General features: G+C 44.1%; 1 protein-coding gene. It reads left to right on the forward strand.

What is annotated here, in order from left to right:
• Positions 1-18: 18 nt before the first annotated feature.
• On the forward strand, positions 19-256 hold a 238-nt coding region (locus tag ACLMCG_RS23120; protein WP_413961452.1), incomplete at its 3' end, for a hypothetical protein.

Consider the following 256-nt stretch of genomic DNA (forward strand, 5'->3'; position numbering starts at 1 on the left):
TTGGGAGGCAATAGTATTATGGCTATTAAGCTGGTCAACAAAATTTATCAGGGAACGGGTATACAGATAGTGGTGGGGATGGTATTCAGCCACAAAAGTATTGCCGGTTTATCGTTGGCTCTTGAAGGTTTGCAGGAGGTTGTGGCTGAGGATATCCGACCTGTTCGGGTTAGGAATTGCATAGAGCAGTATCTGTCTTTTGGGCAGGAAAGGTTATGGTTTATTGAGAGCTATGAAGGAGGAAGCCATGCTTATA

This window comes from Chryseobacterium sp. S90, from assembly GCF_047444895.1.
Classification (GTDB): Bacteria; Bacteroidota; Bacteroidia; order Flavobacteriales; family Weeksellaceae; genus Chryseobacterium.